This is a genomic window from Lysobacter sp. ISL-50 (genome assembly GCF_018612875.1).
GTDB lineage: Bacteria > Pseudomonadota > Gammaproteobacteria > Xanthomonadales > Xanthomonadaceae > Lysobacter.
Genome location: NZ_JAGGRI010000013.1, coordinates 41,818 through 56,297, shown reverse-complemented (window position 1 = coordinate 56,297; position 14,480 = coordinate 41,818). Strand labels below are relative to the sequence as shown.

The 14,480-nt window shown below is 69.2% G+C and carries 10 protein-coding genes; all 10 read right to left on the bottom strand.

Annotated features, from left to right (window positions below; translation table 11 throughout):
• Nucleotides 1-150: 150 nt before the first annotated feature.
• Nucleotides 151-1,737, bottom strand: coding sequence for a 2-isopropylmalate synthase (locus tag J7J50_RS08475; protein WP_215055664.1), 1,587 nt, complete (start codon nt 1,735-1,737; stop codon nt 151-153).
• Nucleotides 1,734-2,882, bottom strand: coding sequence for a threonine dehydratase (locus tag J7J50_RS08470; protein ID WP_215055663.1), 1,149 nt, complete (start codon nt 2,880-2,882; stop codon nt 1,734-1,736). Before J7J50_RS08470 ends, J7J50_RS08475 begins: the two co-directional genes overlap by 4 nt.
• Nucleotides 2,883-2,884: 2 nt before the next feature.
• Nucleotides 2,885-3,922, bottom strand: a complete 1,038-nt coding sequence (locus J7J50_RS08465) for an aminotransferase class IV (protein WP_215055662.1) — start codon at nt 3,920-3,922, stop codon at nt 2,885-2,887.
• Entirely contained in the window at nt 3,913-4,149 is a 237-nt protein-coding gene (locus J7J50_RS08460) for an ACT domain-containing protein (protein ID WP_036111253.1), read from the bottom strand. Before J7J50_RS08460 ends, J7J50_RS08465 begins: the two co-directional genes overlap by 10 nt.
• Nucleotides 4,133-5,887, bottom strand: coding sequence for an acetolactate synthase 2 catalytic subunit (gene ilvG, locus J7J50_RS08455; protein ID WP_215055661.1), 1,755 nt, complete (start codon nt 5,885-5,887; stop codon nt 4,133-4,135). Before ilvG ends, J7J50_RS08460 begins: the two co-directional genes overlap by 17 nt.
• Nucleotides 5,887-6,912: a ketol-acid reductoisomerase gene (gene ilvC / locus J7J50_RS08450; protein WP_215055660.1), complete on the bottom strand. Its 1,026-nt coding sequence runs from the start codon at nt 6,910-6,912 to the stop codon at nt 5,887-5,889. Before ilvC ends, ilvG begins: the two co-directional genes overlap by 1 nt.
• A 57-nt stretch (nt 6,913-6,969) precedes the next feature.
• Complete coding sequence (locus J7J50_RS08445; RefSeq protein WP_215055659.1) at nt 6,970-8,703, bottom strand: dihydroxy-acid dehydratase; 1,734 nt, start codon at nt 8,701-8,703, stop codon at nt 6,970-6,972.
• A 520-nt stretch (nt 8,704-9,223) separates the two neighbouring features.
• A complete protein-coding gene (gene thrC / locus J7J50_RS08440; protein ID WP_215055658.1) occupies nt 9,224-10,519 on the bottom strand; it encodes a threonine synthase in 1,296 nt (431 codons plus the stop codon).
• Between the two features lie 192 nt (nt 10,520-10,711).
• Complete coding sequence (locus J7J50_RS08435; protein ID WP_215055657.1) at nt 10,712-11,707, bottom strand: homoserine kinase; 996 nt, start codon at nt 11,705-11,707, stop codon at nt 10,712-10,714.
• Complete coding sequence (gene thrA, locus J7J50_RS08430) at nt 11,704-14,277, bottom strand: bifunctional aspartate kinase/homoserine dehydrogenase I (RefSeq protein ID WP_215055656.1); 2,574 nt, start codon at nt 14,275-14,277, stop codon at nt 11,704-11,706. Before thrA ends, J7J50_RS08435 begins: the two co-directional genes overlap by 4 nt.
• Nucleotides 14,278-14,480: the final 203 nt, after the last annotated feature.

The following is a 14,480-nucleotide window of genomic DNA, read 5'->3' as shown; positions in this document are numbered from 1 at the left end:
GCGGTTGTTGTACGGCTCTTGTTTTTGGCTCCTTCTCCCGCTCGCGGGAGAAGGCTGGGATGAGGGCGCCTTTGCTGTTGTTTACATCATCGGTTGGTGCCGAAGGCCCTCACCCCAACCCCTCTCCCGCAAGCGGGAGAGGGGTCCAAGTCAGGCCGTTGCGATGAGTTTGGGCGGCGACTGCTGCGTGCGATGCACCCGGTTAGCCACCTCCAACCACGCCAGCGCGCTGGCTTCGATGATGTCGGTGCTGGTGCCCGAACCGGTCAGCTCCACGCCGTTGACGCGCGCGGTCACGCTGGCCTGGCCTTGCGCGTCGTCGCCGGTGGTCACGCTGGACACGTTGTAGCTGTCGATGCGCAGGGCCACGCCGGTCGCGCGCGCCAGCGCCGCGAACAAGGCGTGCACCGGGCCGTCGCCGACCGCGGCTTCGCTGACGGTGGAACCCTCCGGCTCGACCAGTTGCACGCTCGCCGTCGGCAGGCTGCCGTCGGAGACACCGGTGCTGACGTGAGCGCGCACCAGACGATAGCCGCGCGCGGCCTTGGCGTCGGCGCCCAGCACCAGCGCTTCCAGGTCGGCGTCGAACACTTCGCGCTTCTTCTCGGCCAGGGCCTTGAAGCTGGCGAACACCGCGTTCAAGCGCGCTTCGTCCAGGCTGAAGCCCAGGGTCTGCAGGCGATCGTTCAAGGCGGCGCGGCCGCTGTGGCGGCCCATCACCATCTGCGATTCGGCCCAGCCCACGTCTTCCGGATTCATGATCTCGTAGGTGCCGCGATGCTTGAGCATGCCGTGCTGATGGATGCCCGACTCGTGCGCGAACGCGTTCTGGCCGACGATGGCCTTGTTGCGCTGGACCACCATGCCGGTGATGCGCGAGAGCAGGCGCGAGGTCGGCACCAGCCGGCGCGTGTCGATGCGGGTGGTCGCGCCGTAGTAAGCGTTGCGCACGCGCAGCGCCATCACCAGTTCTTCCAGCGCGCAGTTGCCGGCGCGTTCGCCGATGCCGTTGATGGTGCATTCGACCTGGCGCGCGCCGCCTTCGATCGCGGCCAGGCTGTTGGCGACCGCCAGGCCCAGGTCGTTATGGCAGTGCGCGCTGAACACGGCCTTGTCGGCGCCGCGGACGTTGGCGCGCAGGTATTCGAACAAAGCGCGGATTTCGCCCGGCGTGGTGTAGCCGACGGTGTCGGGAATGTTCAGGGTGCGCGCGCCGGCGGCGACCGCGGCGCTGCACACTTCGACCAGATAGTCGTGCTCGGTGCGCAGCGCGTCCTCGCAGGAGAATTCGACGTCATCGACATAGCCGCGCGCCTGCTCGACCGCGGCGACCGCGCGCTCCAGCACCTGCTGCTTGTCCAGGTTGAGCTTGTGCTGGCGATGCAGCGGGCTGGTCGAGATGAACACGTGGATGCGCGGCTTGGCCGCGCCTTCGAGCGCGCGCGCGCAGGCTTCGATGTCGCCCGGATGGCAGCGCGCCAGGGTGGCGAGGGTGGAGCCGCGCACTTCGCGCACGATCGCGCGCGTGCCTTCCAGATCGGCCTCGGAGCTGGCCGGGAAACCGGCTTCGATCACGTCCACGCCGAGTTCCGACAGCGCGTGGGCGAAGCGCAGCTTCTGGCTCGCGGTCATGCTGCAGCCGGGCGATTGCTCGCCGTCGCGCAGGCTGGTGTCGAAGATGGTGACGTGGTGTGAAGCCTCGGTAATGGGCGTTACCAGGCCGGGCGAGTCGTTCATGCGGGAATTTCCTCTGTTACGACTGGATGCTGGGAATGGTTTGCGATGACGGCGTCGGGCTGCGTGGCCTTGCGCTCGAATGACAGGTTGGCGAGTTGGTAAATGTCCGCCTCGACGGTTGCGGTTTCGCGACCGACGGCGTCGCGGGTGCGGCGGCGCGGACGGCGCGGCGCGCGCGGGCGCACTTCCGAGAGCAGGCGCGCGAGCACGCCGGCATCGAGATTGCCGCCGGAGACCACCGCGCACTTGCGCTTGGCGGCGATGCGGCGGCCGGCGGCCAGCGCCAGGGCGCCGGCGCCTTCGGCGATGATGTGTTCTTCCAATGCCAGCCGGACCAGGGTTTCGCGCAGCTCGGCTTCGCGCACGATGACCACGTCGTCCAGCAGCGTGCTCAGCACGCGCTCGGTCAGGCGACCGGGGTCCTTGACCCGCACGCCGTCGGCCAGGGTCGCGGCCGGTTCGATCAGGCGGCGATCGCCGCGCAGCGCGCGCGCCATCGAGTCGACGCCTTCGACCTGCGCGCCGATCACGCGCACGCGGCGCGCGGCGGCCGAGCCCGACAGCAATTCGGATTTCAGCGCCAGCGCGACGCCGGCGGCCAGGCCGCCGCCGCCGATCGGCACCAGCACCACGTCGGGCGCGAACGCGGCCAGTTCCAGCGCGACCGTGCCTTGGCCGGCGATGACGTCGGGATCGTCGAAGGCCGACAGCAGGCGGTAATCGTGTTGTTGCGCCAGCTCGATCGCGAACGCCTTGGCTTCGTCGTAGCTGTCGCCGTGCAGGCGCACGGTGGCGCCCCAGTGGGCGACGCCGGCGATCTTGGTCTGCGGCGCGGTGCTCGGCATCACCGTGATCGCGTTGACGCCCAGGCGGTACGCCGCCCAGGCCAGGCCTTGCGCGTGGTTGCCGGCGGAGGCGGCGATCACGGTGCGGTGATCGCCGCGTTCGCGCGCGGCCAGCAGCGCGTTCAAGGCGCCGCGCACTTTGTACGAACCGGTGCGCTGCAGGTTCTCGAGCTTGAGCCAGCAGCCGAAACGTTCGGCGTGGTGCAGCGGCGTGGGGTCCAGGTAGCGGCGCAGCCGCGCTTGCGCCGCCAGCAGGTCGGCGGCGCTTACTTGGGCCATGCGGGCTACGTCGCCGTCCATGATCAGACCGCGGTCAGCCAGGAGGCGTAACGCGTTTCCTGCCCGCGCACGACGCGGCCGTACAGCGCCGCCAGTTCGCGCGTGACCGGGTTGTCGCCGAATTCGCGGCGATCCAGCACGGCGATCGCGGTGGCTTCGGCGGCGGTGCCGCAGACGAAGACTTCGTCCGCGTCCAGCAGCTCGTGCAGGGTCACTTCGCGCGATTGCGCGCCGGACAACTCGATCATGGTGTCGCGGGTGATGCCAGGCAGCGCGTCGCGGTGATCGACCGAGGTCACCACGCCGTTCTTGACCATGAACACGTTGGCGCCGGTGCATTCGACGACATAGCCCTTGTCGTCGGTGAACAGCGCCTCGTCGAAGCCGCGCTGCTTGGCTTCGCGCTTGGCCAGGATCGAGTTGACGTAGGCGCCGCTGAGCTTCAGCGGCGGCATCGAGGTGGCCGGATTGCGCTTCCACGGCGACACCGTCAGGCGCGTGCGCGCGCCGCCCAGGTGCACGACTTTCGCCATCGTCGCGATCATCAGGTGCTGGCTCAGCGGATCGACGTCCAGGCCGATGCTGCCGGTGCCCATCCAGGTCAGCGGACGGATGTAGGCGTCGCGGTGGCCGTTGGCGCGCAGCGTCGCCAGGGTGGCCTGGGTCGCGCGCTCGGCATCGAACTCGATACCGAACATGTCCGCGCCCTTGCGCATGCGCTCCATGTGCTCGGGCAGGCGGAACACCGCCGCGCCGCCGTCGGCGGTGGCGTAGCTGCGGATGCCTTCGAACACCGCGGTGCCGTAATGCATGGCGTGGGTGGTCAGCGGGGCTTCCGGAGCATCGCCGGCGATGAAATTACCGTCGAACCAAATGAGTGGTTGATTCGCCGGATTCGGGACTTCACCCCGAGCATGGGACTCGGAACGCCCGGCCCCGGCCGACTTGCCCTCGATCTGACTGGGCGCATAAGCACGCTCACGAACCGCGGACGCCGCGAAGCCCCCATGCGCCGCTTCGGTGGCGGCCGGTTGATTGGCGATTTCGGTGTTCAGCTGCATGGAGAAACCTCAACGGCAAGACAGTCGTAAAGCTTGGCGAGCTGACTCTGCAGGGCGGTGTCGGCGCGATCGCCTTCCACCGTCATGCGCAGATGCCAGCGATCGCCGTCGGGTTGCGCTTCGCCGTCCACGGAAAGCGGACGGAAACCGCGGCGTTCGGCGGCGCCCAATACGCGTGCCAGCGCGCCTTCGGCCTGGCGCAGGGTCAGTTCAAGCTGGTATCGCATCGGCGTCCTCCTTTTCGGCGGTGGTGGGTGGCGTGAGGCTGGTGATGGCGTCCGCGTCGCCCGCTTCCGGGTCGAGCATCTGCGCGTTGTTGTGATTCGGCGGGACCAGCGGCCAGACGTTGGCGGCCTGGTCGATGGCCACGTGCAGCAGCACCGGGCCCGGGGTTTCCAGCATGTAGGTCAGCGCTTCCTCGACCGAGTCGGCGCGATCGACATACATCGCCTTGACCCCGAACGCGGCGGCCAGCGCGCAGAAATCCGGGTTGTCGGACAGGTCGATCTCGGAATAGCGGCGTTCGAAGAACAGCTCCTGCCACTGCCGCACCATGCCCAGCGCCTGGTTGTCGAGCAGCACGATCTTCACCGGCAGGCGATAGCGCGCGATGGTCGCCAGCTCCTGCACGTTCATCAGGAACGAGCCGTCGCCGCTGACGCAGATCACCTGCGCCTGCGGGCTTTCCAGTTGCGCGCCCAACGCGGCCGGCACGCCGAAGCCCATCGCGCCCAGCGCGCCGCTGGTCAGGTGCTTGCGCGGATCGTTGAACTGCCAGTGCTGCGCGACCCACATCTGATGCTGGCCGACATCGCACGAGACGATGGCTTCCGGCGCCAGTTCCGACAGGCGGCGCAGCAGCGCCGGCGCATACACGGTTTCGCCGGGCGCGTCGTAGCGCGGCGCGCATTCGCGCTTGCGCTGCAGGCAGGTGTCGCGCCAGGCGCGGCGCGCCGCGCCGTTGCGGGCCTGCAGTTGCGCGGTGACCGGGGGCGTCAGCGCGTCCAGCGAGCGGCGCAGGTCGCCGTTGACCGCGGCGTCGGCGTGACGCAGCTTGCCGATCTCGCAGGCGTCCAGGTCCATGTGCACGACACGCGCGTTCGGCGCGAACTCGGCCAGCTTGCCGGTGGCGCGGTCGTCGAAACGCGCGCCGACCACGATCAGCAGATCGCATTCCTGCACGGACAGATTCGCCGCGCGGTTGCCGTGCATGCCCAGCATGCCCAGGTTGAGGGCGTGATCGGCCGGCAGCGCGCCCAGTCCCTTCAAGGTCAGCACGGAAGGAATCTGGCTGCCTTCGACGAAGGCGCGGAACGATTCGACCGCGTCGCCCAGGGCGATGCCGCCGCCGCCGTACACCAGCGGCTTGCGTGCGTGCGCGATCAGCGCGGCGGCTTCGTGATACGCCGCGTCCGCCGCGGCCGGCACCGGATCGGTCGGCAGCGGCGCGTGCGCGGGCAGATGCGAGGCGTCGGAGTTCTGCACGTCCTTGGGCAGATCGATCAGCACCGGGCCGGGACGGCCCGAACGCGCCAGGCGGAAGGCATCGCCGACGATGCGCGGCAGGTCATCGACGCTGCGCGCGATGAAGCTGTGCTTGACGATCGGCATGGTCATGCCGAACACGTCCAGTTCCTGGAACGCGTCGGTGCCCATCAGCGTGGTCGCGACCTGGCCGGTGATGGCGACCATCGGCACCGAGTCCAGCATCGCGTCGGCGATGCCGGTGACCAGGTTGGACGCGCCGGGTCCGGAAGTGGCTACGCAAACGCCGACTCGCCCGCTGGCCCGGGCGTAGCCGTTCGCCGCGAAAGCCGCGCCTTGCTCGTGACGGACCAGGATGTGCTTCAGGTCCGAGCCGTGCAGGGCATCGTAGAAAGGCATGATCGTGCCGCCCGGATAACCGAACAGAACGTCGACGCCTTCTGCGGCCAGTGCTTGCACCAGCCAGCGGGCACCGTTCATCAGGCAGCCTCTTCCTGTCGTTCGCCGCGGGTGGCGGCGGGAGCGGCGGTCTGCGCCTTGGGCGCGTTGTCCAGCCACTTCATGTTGGCGCGCAGTTTCTTGCCGACCGCTTCGATCGGGTGCTCCAGGTCGCCCTGCTTGAGCGCCTTGTAGTTGGCGTTGCCGGCGGCGTATTCGGCGATCCACTGCTTGGCGAAGGTGCCGTCCTGGATTTCGGTCAGGACTTTGCGCATCTGCGCCTTGGTGTGGTCGTCGACGATGTAGGTGCCGCGGGTCAGCGCGCCGTACTGCGCGGTTTCGCTGATGAACTCGTGCATGCGGGTGACGCCGCCTTCGTAGAACAGATCGACGATCAGCTTCAGTTCGTGCAGGCATTCGTAGTAGGCCACTTCCGGCTGATAACCGGCTTCGACCAGGGTTTCCCAGCCGGCCTGGACCAGCTTGGTCGCGCCGCCGCACAGCACCGCCTGTTCGCCGAACAGATCGGTTTCGGTCTCTTCCTTGAACGTGGTCTTGATCGCGTTCTGGCGCGCGCCGCCGATGCCGCCGCAATAAGTCAGGGCGAATTCTTCCGCGCGGCCGGTCTTGTCCTGATGCACCGCGTAGACGCTGGGCACGCCGCGGCCGATTTCGTATTCGCGGCGCACCAGCGCGCCCGGGCCCTTCGGCGCGACCAGCACCACGTCGAGATCGGCGCGCGGGGCGATCTGGCCGTAATGCACGTTGAAGCCGTGCGCGAACAGCAGGCAAGCGCCTTGCTTGATGTTGGGTTCGATGACATCGCGATACAGCTGCGGTTGAACCATGTCGGGCGTCAGCACCGCGACCAGCTCGGCTTCGGCGACCGCTTCGGCCGGGGTCTTGACGGTGAAGCCGTCGGCCTTGGCCTTCAGCTCGGTCGGGCCGCCCGGACGCAGGCCTACGGTGACGTCGAAGCCGGAATCGCGAAGGTTGAGCGCGTGCGCGCGGCCTTGGCTGCCGTAGCCGACGATGGCGATCTTGGGGCGGAAGGTCGTTGCGGTCATGTCTGTGGTCTCGGGAAGGGGAGGAACTAGTTGAGAGGAGTGAGGAGTGAGTGGGGGTCAGGCGGGTTCGGGTGCAGGTTGTTCGATCAGGGTGGCTTCGATTCTTTTCGCCGGCGGCGATTGCAGCGGGCCGAGCGCGGTCACCGCGCCTTGCGAGGCCGAGCCAACCAGGCGCGCGTACTTGGCCAGCACGCCGGTGGTCACGCGCGGCGCGATCCGCGCCGGCTCGCGCGAGGACAGATCGGCGGCGACCTCCAACTTGCGCGTCTTGACGTCGATGCTGACGCGGTCGCCTTCGCGCAGGCGCGCGATCGGTCCGCCATGCGCGGCTTCCGGCGAGATGTGGCCGACCATGAAGCCGTGCGTGGCGCCACTGAAGCGGCCGTCGGTGATCAAGGCGACGTCGTTGCTCAAGCCCTGGCCGACCAGCGCGGCGGTCACCGCCAGCATTTCGCGCATGCCGGGGCCGCCGGTGGGGCCTTCGAAGCGGATCACCACGATGTCGCCGGCCTGGATTTGCCGCGCCTGCACCGCGGCGAACGCGGCTTCTTCCGAATCGAACACCCGCGCCGGGCCTTCGAAATGCTCGCGGCCGTGGCCGGCCAGCTTGAGGATGCAGCCTTCCGGCGCGAGGTTGCCGTAGATGATCGAGTAACCGCCGCGCGGCTTGATCGGATCGGCGACCGGACGCACGACGTCCTGCGCATCGGCCATGACCGCTTCGGACAGCTCCTGGAAAAAGGAACGGCCGGTGACCGTGGGAATATCCTCGATCAGACCGGCCGTCTTCAGCTCGCGCGCCACCAGCGCCGCGCCGCCGAATTCGAACATTTCCGCGGCGGTGTAGCGTCCGCCGGGTTTCAGGTCGGCGATCACCGGCGTATGCGCGGCGGCTTCGAATTCTTCCAGGTCGAAGGCGACGCCGGCTTCGTGCGCGATCGCCAGCAGATGCAGCGCGGCGTTGGTCGAACCGGCGGTGGCCGAAACCGCGCGCGCGGCGTTGCGCAGCGCATCGACGCTTAGCAGCGTGCGCGGGGTCGGGCCGCCGTCGCGCAGTTGCCGCATGACCAGTTCGCCGCACAGGCGCGCGGCTTCGGGCTTGTCCGCGTGGATCGCCGGGATGTCGTTGTAGCCCAGCGGCGACAGGCCCAGGAAGGTCAGCACCATCGCCATGGTGTTGGCGGTGAACTGGCCGCCGCAGGCGCCGGCGCCGGGGCAGGCGTGCGATTCGATGCGATGCAGTTCGCCGTCGTCGATGCGTCCGGCCGAGTGCGCGCCGACCGCTTCGAACACGTCCTGCACGGTCAGCGGCTTGTCGTCGCTTTGGCCTTTCTTCGACGGGCAATGGCCCGGCATGATCGTGCCGCCGTAGAGGATCACGGTCGGGATATCCAGGCGCGCGGCCGCCATCGCCGCGGCCGGGATGGTCTTGTCGCAACCGACCAGCAGCACCATCGCGTCCAGGCAGTGGCCGGACACGGCCAGTTCGATCGAATCGGCGATGGTTTCGCGCGACGCCAGCGACGCGCGCATGCCGTCGGTGCCCATCGCGATGCCGTCGGTGACGGCGATGGTGTTGAACTCGATCGGCGTGCCGCCGCCGTCGTGCACGCCGCGGCGCACGTGCTGGGCCAGATCGCGCAGGGTGATGTTGCACGGCGAGACGTCGGACCAGGTGTGGACGACGGCGACCAGCGGTCTGGCGATGGCCGCGTCGTCCAGGCCCGTGGCGCGCAGCATCGCGCGCGCGGGGGCTCGGGCCGGGCCTTGCTTGATGGCGTTGCTTCTCACGAACGGCGATTCCTGTGCTGTACGCGAATCCCTTCGCAAGAGCCCGTACATCCATGTGCGGACTTTCCAATGCATGGAACCCGAGGGCCGTAAAACGAAAAACCCCGCGCCTTTGGGGCGCGGGGTTCAGGTTCTTTCGACCTTGGGTTGTGTGTTTTTCTACACGAACCCGCTTCCCGCGCTGATAAACCCGGTAATAAGTACGAGTACGAGAATGGTCGTGGCGATGGCGGGCGCAAGGCGGAGCAAGACGCGCGCGGCGTCGTTCGAGGCCGGGGCCTTGATCGAGGTCGTCTGCGGGTGGTTGCTGCGTTGCGTCATGGATCGAGAAGACCATGGCCATCCAAGGCTTGTCAATAGTTTCCTGCGAAATCGTCGCGGTTCGTGATCGTGGTTACGACGGCGGCGAGAACGCGCACGCGGGAGCGGATCGAACCGCTGCGTCGGAGCGGAGGCGGCGACCTTGCTCGGGCGGTCGAGACGATACCCGCGCGGCCCATTCACGTCCGCGGCGGCGCCGTCAGCGGGCCGGATCGGCCAGGAAGGCGCGCAACGCGTCGTACTCCGACGCCATCGGCTCGGCGTGTGCCGGCCGCGCCAGCGACGCCGCCAGGGCCGGCGGCGGCTCGACCGCATGCCCCACCAGCGGTTCGACGATGCTCTCGAACTTGGCCGGATGGGCGGTGGCGACTACCGCCCACGGCCGCTCGTCGCCTTGCGCGCGCAGCGTTTCCAGCAGATGCAGGCCGGTCGCGGTGTGCGGGCAGGGCACCACGCCGTGGCGTTGCGGCGCGTTGCGGATGGTTTCGACGATGACGGCGTCGGCGATGCTTTGCGCCTGGGTGGCGCGGCGCAGTTCGGCGTCGTCGCGATGCCAATAGCGCAGTCGCTCGAAATTGCTCGGCGCGCCCACGTCCATGGCGTTGGCCAGGGTCGCCTGGGTCGGCTGGGCGAGATAGTCCGCGCCGGCGAAGTAGCGCGGCAAGGTGTCGTTGGCGTTGGTGGCCAGGCGGATCTCGCCGATCGGCAAGCCCATGCGCTTGGCGACGAAGGCCGCGCAGGCGTTGCCGAGGTTGCCGGTGGGCACGATGAAGTTCAGCGGCTCGCCGCGCTGCGCGTAGTGGCGGCCGGCGGCATGCGCGTAATACGCCGCCTGCGGCAGCAGCCGGCCCAGGCTGATGCTGTTGGCCGAGCTCAACGGCCGCTGCGCGCGCAGGGCGTCGTCGGACAGCGCCTGCTTGGCCAGGCGTTGGCAGGCGTCGAAGTCGCCGTCCACGCGCAAGGCTTGCACGTTGTCGCCCCAGCACCCCAGGCCGTGCGCCTGGCGCGGCGACACGCGTCCGTCGGGATAGAGGATGACCACCTGGAAACCCGCGCGGCGATGAAACGCGGCGGCGACCGCGGCGCCGGTGTCGCCGGAAGTGGCGACCAGGATCGTGGTGGGCGCGGCGGTGTCGTCGCGCAAGCCGGCCAGGGCTTGCGCGAGGAAACGCGCGGCGTAGTCCTTGAACGCGGCGGTGGGACCGTGGAACAACTCCAGCAGCCAGTCGTCGGGCTGCGACAGCGGACGCAGCGGCGCATCGAAGGAAAACGCGCGCGCACAGATGTCGCGCAGCGATTCGCGCAAGGCCGATCGTTCGAAGTAGGGCGCGAGGATCGCGTGCGCGGTCGCGTCCAGTCCGTCGGCGGCGAGCGGTTGCGACAGCGCGGGGAACCGCTCGGGCACGTACAGGCCGCCGTCGGGGGCGAGCCCGGCCGACAGGGCTTGGTCGATCGCGGTGGGCGGTGTTCGTCCGCGGGTGCTGAGGAAATTCATGAAATGGGCTCGCAGAGGGGGAGAGGCTTGGGAGGGCTGGGCGGAAAAGCAAATCCCCCCTAGCCCCCCTTTTTCAAAGGGGGGGACGCATTCGTGCGTCAGTGACGATGCCTCGCAACCCGCCTACCGCTTCCCCCCTTTGAAAAAGGGGGGCTAGGGGGGATTTGCTTTCGACCGCGACCAACGCTGTCATCACACCGAGCCGATCACATCCGCGCGCGGCCCCGCCACCGGCGTGACATAGGCGCGCGAGTCGAAACCGGCGGCGGCGAAAGCGATGCGCATCGCCGCCGCGGCGATCTGCGCCTGGGTCTTGGTCTCGAACCAGGCGAAACAACTCGGCCCGGCGCCGGAAATGCTCGCGCCCAGCGCGCCATGCTCCAACGCCGCCGCCTTGACCTCGGCGAATCCCGGAATCAGCGGCGCGCGCCGCGGTTCCACCAACAGATCGACCAAGCCCTCGCGCAGCAACTGCGCATCGTCGCGCTGCAAGCCGGTCAGAAACAAGGCCAGATGCGCGCTCTGCCTGACTACCTGCGACAGCGGATACGGATCGCTCAGCACCGCGCGCGCGCGCCGCGTCTCCAGCACTTGATCCGGATGCACCACCACCGCGTACAACCAGTCCGGCACCGACAGCGCGATCATCCGCGTCGAAGTCGCCATGACCACGCCGCCGAGCAGCATCGGCGCGACGTTGTCGCCGTGGCGGCTGCCGCTGGACACCGATTCGCCGTCGAGCGCGAATTCGTACAAGGCCTCGCGCGACAGCGGCTGGGCGAGCAAGGCGTTGGCCGCGACCAGGGCCGCGACGCAGGACGCGGCCGAGCCGCCAAGGCCGGAGCCGAGCGCGATGCCCTTGTCCAATTCCAGTTCGAACCCGTGCGCCAGCCCGAGCTTTTCGCGCAACGAGATCAACGCCTGCCCGGCGGTATTGCGCTCGGCCTGCAACGGCAGCGAGTCCGCGCCCGGCACGTCGCCGCGGATCGCGCGGATGCGCACCACCGGTTCGGCGATGCGCCGCACCGTGGCGACATCGCGCGGGCCCTGGATCGAATGGCCGAGCACGTCGAAGCCGACGCCGATGTTGCCGACGCTGGCCGGCGCGAACGCGCGCACCTGCTGCGCCGAGGACGCGTGAGCGTCGTCGTCGGAGCGGGCCGGGGAAGAAGGTGACGCAGCGCTCATGCGCGGGCTCCGAGGGTTTGCGCGATCGTCAGCATGTCGCCGAACACGCCGGCGGCGGTGACGTCCGGCCCCGCACCGGGGCCTTGCACGACCAGCGGATTATCCGCGTAACGGCGGGTGCGGAACTGGATCAGGTTATCGGTCAAGGCGCCGTGCAGCGAAGCATGCCCCGGCGGCGGCGAGACCACGCCGACGCTGGCGCGGCCGTCGCGATCGAGCCGGGCGATGTAGCGCAGGCTCAATCCGGCGGCGCGCGCGGCATCGAAACGCTGCTGCAAGGGCGCATCGAGTTCGTGCAGGCGCTCGAAGAATTCGTCCTTGGATACGCCGCGCAGCGCTTCGGGCACCAGGCTTTCGACCTCGATCTGCTCCAGCGACAAGGCCCGCCCGGCTTCGCGCGCCAGGATCACCAGCTTGCGCGCGACATCGGTGCCGGACAGGTCGTCGCGCGGATCGGGCTCGGTGTAACCCAGCGCGTGCGCCTCGCGCACCAGTTCGGAAAACGCGGTCTGGCCGTCGTAGCGATTGAACAGCCACGCCAGCGTGCCCGACAGGATGCCTTCGACTTCGGTCAGTTCATCGCCGGTGTCGAGCAGCGAACGCAGGGTCTGGATGATCGGCAGGCCGGCGCCGACGGTGGCTTCGTAACGGAACTGGCCGCCGTTGCGCGCGGCTTCGCGGATTGCCTCGTAACGCGCCAGCGGGCCGGCGCCGGCGTGTTTGCTCGGCGTGACCACGTGGATGCCGGCGGCGATCCATTGCGGGTAATACGCGGCGACCGCGTCGCTGCCGCTGCAATCGACGATCAGCGCATGCGGAATGTGCTCGGCGCGCACGTGCGCGGCGAAACGTTCCAGATCCAGCGTTTCGGCGTCGGCGGCGAAGCGGTCGCCGGCGTCTTCGAACGACATCGCGCGCGGCGCCAGATGCATGCGCCGGCTGTCGGCGAGCGCGCGCAGGCGCAGGTCCAGCTTGTACTGCGGGCGCGCATCGCGCTGCAGGCGCGGCTGCGCCGCGGCCAGTTGCGCGAGCAGCGCGCGGCCGACCTTGCCCGGGCCGATCAGCCCGATCGAAATGCACTGCGGCGACAGCCAGAACGCCGAATGCGCGGCGCGCAGCGCACGGGTCGCGTCGCGCGCGGCGATCGCCACGGAGATGTTGCGTTCGCCCGCGCCCTGGGCGATCGCGCGCAGGTTGATGCGCGCCTTCGCCAGCCCGTCGAACAACTGCGCCGCCACGCCCGGCAGGCCGACCATGCCGTCGCCGACCGCGGCGAGCACGCAGATGTCCGGGGTGACCGTGACGTGTTGGGTCTGGCCGTCGGCCATGGCGTCGGCGAAGGCGGCGACGATCGCGTCGCGTCCGCGCGCGGCCTGATCGGCGCGCACGACCACGCAGATGGAATGTTCCGAGGAGCCTTGCGAAATCATCGTCACCGACACGCCGGCGCCGCGCAGCGCGCCGAACAGGCGCTCGGCGGTGCCGGGCACGCCGACCATGCCGTTGCCGACCAGTTCCAGCACGGCGAGATCGTGGACCAGGCTCAGCCCCTTTACCGGCGTGCCGCCGTCGGCTTGCGGACGCAGGCTGATCAAGGTGCCCGGCGCGCGCGGATTGCGGGTGTTGCGGATGCGCAGCGGAATGCCGCGCTGCTGCACCGGCGCCAGCGTCTGCGGGTGCAGCACCTTGGCGCCGAAATACGCCAGTTCGCAGGCTTCGGCATACGACATCGACGGCAGGCAGACCGCGTCGGGCACCAGCCGCGGATCGGCCGAAAGCACGCCGTCGACGTCGGTCCAGATGGTCAGCGCGTCGGCGTCGAACAGATTGGCGAAGATCGCCGCCGAGTAATCGCTGCCGTTGCGGCCGAGCGTGGTGTCGCGGCCGTGCGAATCGCGGGCGACGAAACCGGTGACGATCACGTCGCGCGAGCGATGCTGCCTGCGCCACGCATCGAGGTTTTCGCGGCTGCGCGCCCAGTCCACGCCAACGCCCATTTCGCCCGGATGCACCACCAGCACTTCGCGCGCGTCCAGCCGCGTCCAGCCCGCGGTGTCGCCGCCGAGCGCGGCGTGCATGAGGTAGGACGAAAGCACTTCGCCCAGGCCCGGCAAGGCCGCGGCCAAGGCCTCGTCGGGTTGCGTGCGCAGGCCGTCGATGGTTTCGCGCAAGCGGGCGAATTCGGCTTCGATCGCCTCGATCGTGCCGTGGCGGTCGTGCGGGTCCAGCGACTGCGCCGCTTCGACATGGCGCCGGCGCAGCACCGCCCAGGCCGGCGCCCAATCCTGTCCATCGAGCGCGCTGGCGACCAGCGCGACCAGCGCATCGGTGACGCCCTGCATCGCCGAGACCACGACCACGCGTTCGCGCGAGCCGTCGTCGAGCAGGCCGACCGCGACGCGATAACGGGCGTCGTCGGCGAGGCTGCTGCCGCCGAATTTATGCGTGTGACGGGCCGGGACGACGGGATCGGCGGCTACGGGCGCGTCGAGATCGCTGGCGAGAGGTTCTTCAGCCACGGCCGCATCGGGCTGGGCATCGAAAGCGGCTTGGGGCGAGGCGGACGACATGGTGAAGCTCCTGTTGGAGCTCCGCGTTCCGGTCCGGGGCAGGGCGGCCAGCCCGCACCCGGATTCGGGTGCGGAGCGGCGTGGTCTGTTAGCTGGACACGCCCGTCCGCACCCCTGAAGAGGTGGTACCGGTACCGGTAGTGGTAATCGACATCGACCATACGATCGATACCCGGCCGAGCGGCGGGGTCGATACGTTGCGG

Coding starts and splice junctions, on each gene's coding strand:
- J7J50_RS08475 (WP_215055664.1), bottom strand. CDS start 1,737: ATGAACGACTCGCCCGGCCTGGTAACGCCCATTACCGAGGCTTCACAC.
- J7J50_RS08470 (WP_215055663.1), bottom strand. CDS start 2,882: ATGGACGGCGACGTAGCCCGCATGGCCCAAGTAAGCGCCGCCGACCTG.
- J7J50_RS08465 (WP_215055662.1), bottom strand. CDS start 3,922: ATGCAGCTGAACACCGAAATCGCCAATCAACCGGCCGCCACCGAAGCG.
- J7J50_RS08460 (WP_036111253.1), bottom strand. CDS start 4,149: ATGCGATACCAGCTTGAACTGACCCTGCGCCAGGCCGAAGGCGCGCTG.
- ilvG (WP_215055661.1), bottom strand. CDS start 5,887: ATGAACGGTGCCCGCTGGCTGGTGCAAGCACTGGCCGCAGAAGGCGTC.
- ilvC (WP_215055660.1), bottom strand. CDS start 6,912: ATGACCGCAACGACCTTCCGCCCCAAGATCGCCATCGTCGGCTACGGC.
- thrC (WP_215055658.1), bottom strand. CDS start 10,519: ATGAATTTCCTCAGCACCCGCGGACGAACACCGCCCACCGCGATCGAC.
- J7J50_RS08435 (WP_215055657.1), bottom strand. CDS start 11,707: ATGAGCGCTGCGTCACCTTCTTCCCCGGCCCGCTCCGACGACGACGCT.
- thrA (WP_215055656.1), bottom strand. CDS start 14,277: ATGTCGTCCGCCTCGCCCCAAGCCGCTTTCGATGCCCAGCCCGATGCG.